The organism is Rhodococcus sp. NPDC047139 (assembly GCF_040643435.1).
Lineage (GTDB): Bacteria > Actinomycetota > Actinomycetes > Mycobacteriales > Mycobacteriaceae > Rhodococcus.
Genome location: NZ_JBEYUH010000037.1, coordinates 1 through 5,594, shown reverse-complemented (window position 1 = coordinate 5,594; position 5,594 = coordinate 1). Strand labels below are relative to the sequence as shown.

Annotated in this window: 1 protein-coding gene; it reads right to left on the bottom strand. The window is 66.2% G+C overall.

What is annotated here, in order from left to right; all coding sequences use genetic code 11:
* A partial coding sequence (locus ABZ789_RS22495) for an amino acid adenylation domain-containing protein (protein WP_358428849.1) occupies positions 1-5,594 on the bottom strand: 5,594 nt, incomplete at both ends.

Sequence of the window (5,594 nt, the reverse complement as noted above, 5' to 3'; positions counted from 1 at the left end):
GCAGCCAACACCCGCAGATACCGCTCCGCGAACCCACGCACCGTCGACTCATCGAACAAATCCACCGCATACGTCAACGTCGCCGACATACCCGCCGAACGACCGTCGTCGGTGAAGTTCTCCGAGAGAGTAAGAGCCAGATCGAATTTCGACGTGTCCGTTTCGATGTCCACGCCGGAGATCGAAAGACCGGGCAGCTCGAACGAAGTGGTACCGAGGTTCTGGAAGGCGAGCATCACCTGGAACAACGGATGCCGCGCCTGCGAACGCACCGGATTCAGCACCTCGACCAACCGCTCGAACGGCACATCCGAATGCCCGAACGCCGCCAGATCCGTCTCCGCGATCTGCCCCAGCAACCCCGCGAAGGTCACCCCCGGATCCACCTCGGTGCGCAACACCAACGTGTTGACGAACATGCCGATCAGATCGTCGAGAGCCTGCTCCCCACGACCGGCGATCGGCGTGCCGATCGCAATATCGTCACTACCCGACAACCGCGCCAACAACACCGCCAACGCCGCATGCATCACCATGAACGGCGTCGCACCCTCCCGACGCGCCAACGCATCGACACCCGCATGCAGACCCGCATCCACCTCGAAGGTGATACGTCCACCTGCATAGCTCGACACCGACGGTCGCGGTCGATCGGTAGGAAGACCGATCTCCTCCGGAAGGTCGGCCAGCGCGTCCCGCCAGTAGTCGAGCTGACGGGAGATCAGCGAGTCCGGATCGTCCTCCGACCCGAGCGCGCGCCGCTGCCACAAGGCGTAATCGGCATACTGCACCGCCAACGGAACCCACGAGGGCGCTTCCCACCCGGAGCGCGATGCGTACGCGATCATGACGTCACGCGCGAGCGGTCCCATGGACCATCCGTCGGCGCTGATGTGATGGACAACCATGACGAGCACGTACTCGGTGTCGGACAGCGCGAACAGTCGCGCATGCACCGGCACTTCGGTCGTGACGTCGAATCCGGTGGACACCAGTTCCACGATGGCCTCGTGCAACTGCATCTCGTCCACCTCGACGGGCCGCAGGTCCGGCACCACCGGGGCGGCCTCCCGCACGACCTGGACAGGCCCCGCCGGCGTGTCCGGGAAGACCGTTCGAAGCGATTCGTGCCTCTCGATGACGTCCATGACGGCGACCTGCAGTGCCGCGACGTCCAGGCGTCCCGAGAGCCGGATGGCAACCGGAATGTTGTTGACGGCCGATCCGGTATCGAACCGGTTCAGGAACCACATGCGCTGCTGTGCCAGCGAGAGCGGAATACGGCTCGGACGGGGTCCCGCCGTGAGTGGTTCGCGTCCACCGGCGCCTGCGTACGACTCGACGCACGCTGCGAGCGCTCCCACCGTCGAATGTTCGAACACCGCCCGAACAGGCACCGACGCGTCGAGCGCGGCACCGAGACGCGAGGCCACCTGGGTAGCACTGAGCGAGTTGCCGCCGAGTTCGAAGAAATCGTCGTCCACACCGATGCGGTCGATACCCAGGATCTGTCCGAAGATCCCGGCCACGATCTCTTCGAGAACGGATGCGGGAGCGCGGAAGGCACGGGTTTCGAAGACCGGCTCGGGCAGCGCGTCCCGATCGAGCTTGCCTGCCGGAGTCAGCGGCACTTCGTCGATCACCACAACGACGCTCGGCATCATGTAACGCGGCAGGAAATTGCCTGCCGCTTCGCGCAGTGCCTCCGCCTCGGCGGTGGAGCCCTCGACCAAGGTCACATAGGTCACCAGCGCCGGTGCACCACCGATACCCTCCCGGCCGAGTGTCACGACGAAATCGACGTCGTCCATCGCCGAGAACACCGCGTCCACCTCACCGAGTTCGATGCGGTGACCGCGGATCTTCACCTGGAAGTCGGCGCGCCCGATGAACTCGAGTGCCCGCGAACCGTCGGGCATGTTCACCCAGCGGACGACGTCACCGGTTCGATAGAGACGTTCCCCCGTCGCGGAATAGGGATCCGCCACGAATCGCTCGGCCGTGAGGCCGGGACGATTGCGATAACCGCGGGCGACCGTCGCACCTCCGACGTACAACTCGCCGGCGACACCTCGGGGAACCGGATGCAGCCTCCGGTCCAGGACGTACACAGGCGCTCCGGGCAAGGCGTCGCCGATCGGCACGATCGACTCGGTGCCCTGCAGAGACCGGCTCGCGGCGGCGACGATGGTGGTCTCGGTCGGACCGTAGAGATTGAAGAACCGACGTCCCGGCGCCCACTTCGCAACCAGGTCGCGCGTGCAGGCCTCGCCGCCGACCATCACCGTCTCGAGATCGTCGAGTCCGACGGGATCGATGGATGCGAGCGCGGCCGGCGTCACGAACGCATGGTTCACCCCCTCCTCCCGGAGAAGCTGAGCCAGTTCGTGACCGCCTACGACGGTCGTCGGGGCGACCACCATGGTCGCGCTCGCACCGAAGGCGAGCAGGAACTCCAGCACGGACGCGTCGAAGCTCGGTGACGCGAAGTGCAGGACACGGCTTCCCGGCTCGATCCCGAACCGCTCACGGTGATCGGTGATCTGCGTCGCGAGGCCGCGGTGGGTGACCACCACGCCCTTCGGAAGTCCGGTGGACCCCGAGGTGTAGATGACGTATGCGGGGTCGGCCGATCGGATCGGACGCACGAGATGGAACTCGGTGAGGGGTGTCGACGGCCGGGCCTCGATCTCGTCGGTCACCGACGGGTCGTCCAGTGCTAGCCACTCGATGCCGGAGGGCAGATCTGCGGCGACAGCTGCGACCGTGAGCCCGAGGACCGCACCGGAGTCGGTCACCATGTGCTCGACTCGCTGAGGCGGGTAGGAGGGATCGATCGGCACGAAGGCCGCACCGGTCCGGGCGACCGCCCAGAGCGCAGTCACCGACTCGATCGACCGGGGTATTGCGACGGCGACGATATCGCCGGGCCCCACCCCGTAGTCGATCAGCAGGCGTGCGGACCGATTCGAGAGCGCATCGAGTTCGGCATAGGTGAGAGTGCGTCCTGCGCACGTCACGGCCGGAAGCTCCGGCGCGCCGTCCACTGCATTCGCCAGGAGAGTGGGGAGGGTCAACGGCACCGGTGCGGACGAATCGCGCTGCACGAGTGCACGGCGCTCGTGCTCGTCGAGGATGTCGATATCCCCGACTGCCGCCTCGGGCGAGTCGACGACGGCGTCGAGCAGTTTGAGGAAGCGGGCGGCGAACGTCTCGACGGTGGACGCTTCGAACAGGTCCTCGGCGTAGACGAACTCGGCGGACAGTGCCCGACTCGAATCCTCGACCGCCGGCTCGACCACCGTCAGCTGGAGATCGAACTTCGCGACGTCGACCACGACCTCTTCGGCGCGCACCGTCATACCCGGCAATTCCACTGCGGTGGATCCCTCGGTCTGGAACGACAGGATCACCTGGAACAACGGATGCCGAGACTGCGATCGCGCCGGATTCAGCACCTCGACAAGACGTTCGAACGGGATGTCGGCGTGGCTCATCGCCTGGAGATCGACATCGCGGACCTCGTCGAGCAGTCGGGCGAACGACGAAGCTCCGTCCACCTCGGTACGCAGAACCAGGGTGTTGACGAACATGCCGATCAGTCCGTCGATCTCCGACTCGCCTCGTCCGGAGATCGGTGTTCCCACTGCGATGTCGCCGGTACCCGACAGTCGCGCCAACAGCACCGCGAAGGCGGCGTGCATCGCCATGAAGGGGGTCGTGTTGTGAGCGCGGGCGAGCTCGACGAGACCACGATACGACTCGGCCGGGATCTCGAAACCGACTCGGCCGCCCCGGAACGACTGCGTCGCCGGACGCGGATGGTCGGACGGCAGGTCGAGCTGGTGGGGTACCCCGTCCAGCTTCGACTTCCAGTAGGAGATCTGCTTCGCCGCAAGCGAATCGGCGTCGGATTCGATTCCGAGCACCCTGCGTTGCCAGATGCTGTAATCGGCGTACTGGACCGGCAGTTCCTCCCACTTCGGGGCGTCACCACCTTTACGGGCGGTGTACGCCGCGATGACGTCGGAGGAGAGAGGTCCGAACGAGTAGCCGTCCGCCGCGATGTGGTGGACGACGACCGCCACCGCGATGTCGTCGGCGGCAGTCCGGAAGATCCGAGCACGGATCGGCACGTCCTTGGTGACGTCGAATCCGTGTGCTGCGAACTCTCCGAGCCGGACCGGAAGGGTGCTCTCGTCGACATCCTCGACCGGAGCCTCGAATCCGAGAGAGCTCGCCGGAAGTACGACCTGATGCGGGATTCCGTTCTCTCCCTCGGGGAATACGGTCCGCAATGCCTCGTGACGATCGATGACGTCGCCGAGTGCCTGTTCGACGACGGCGGTGTCCACCTCCCCTGTCATCCGAACCACGAACGGCAGGTTGTAGGTCGCGGCCGCAGGGTCGAACTGGTTGAGGAACCACATACGCTGTTGCGCCCACGACAGCGGGATCGGCCCCGTCCGCTTCTGCGGGACCAGCGGAATACGTCCGGTTCCGGCCGACGACGCAACCGCGTCGGCGAGGCGCTCCACCGTCGATGCCTCGAAGAGCAGACGCACCGGCACGGACGCGTCCAGCGCAGCACCGATCCGCGCCGCAACCTGCGTCGCCGACAGCGAATTACCACCGAGAGCGAAGAAATCGTCGTCGAGACCCACCCGCTCGATCCCCAGCAGCTCACCGAACACCGCAGCCACCGTCTGCTGCACCGGCGTCACCGGCGCCCGGAACTCACCCGCCTCGAACACCGGCTCCGGCAACGCCCGCCGATCCAGCTTCCCCGACGCATTGAGCGGGAACTCCCCGAGCACCACCACCTGCGAGGGCACCATGTACGACGGCAACACCGACCGCACGGCATCCCGCACCGTTACCGGATCGACGATCGCACCCGCAGCAGGAACGACGTAGCCCACGAGATGCTCACCGAACTCGCCGGCGTGCGCCACGGCCGCGGCCTGACCCACGCCCTCGGCTCCGAGCAGCGCCGTCTCGATCTCACCGAGTTCGATGCGCTGGCCCCGGAACTTCACCTGGAAGTCCGTACGGCCGAGATAGTCGAGTTCGCCTCGTCGCGTCCACCGCACCAGGTCACCCGTGCGATACATCCGCTCACCGGATCCGAACGGATCGGCCACGAACCGCTCCGCCGTCAGATCCGCCCGAGCGTCGTATCCCCGGGCCAACTGGGCACCCGACAGATACAACTCACCCGCGACACCCACCGGCACCAGGTTCAGTCGCTCGTCGAGAACGACCGCACGCATGTTCCACACCGGGGACCCGATCGGCACCCCGCGACCCGACATCACATCCGCGCACGTGAAGGAGGTCGCCTGAACCGTCGCCTCGGTCGGTCCGTACAGGTTGTGTACCCGAGCGGACGAGATCCGCCGCAAACGCGAGACCGTCCGCACCGACAACGCTTCACCACCGGTGAACATCGCCCGCAGCGACGTCCACATCCCCGCAGAGACATGATCGAGTACCGCGTCGAGCACCGACGGCACGAACTGCACCGCCGTGACCTGCTGCTCGTCGATCACCCGCGCCAGATACGCCGGATCACGATGACCATCGGGCTCGGC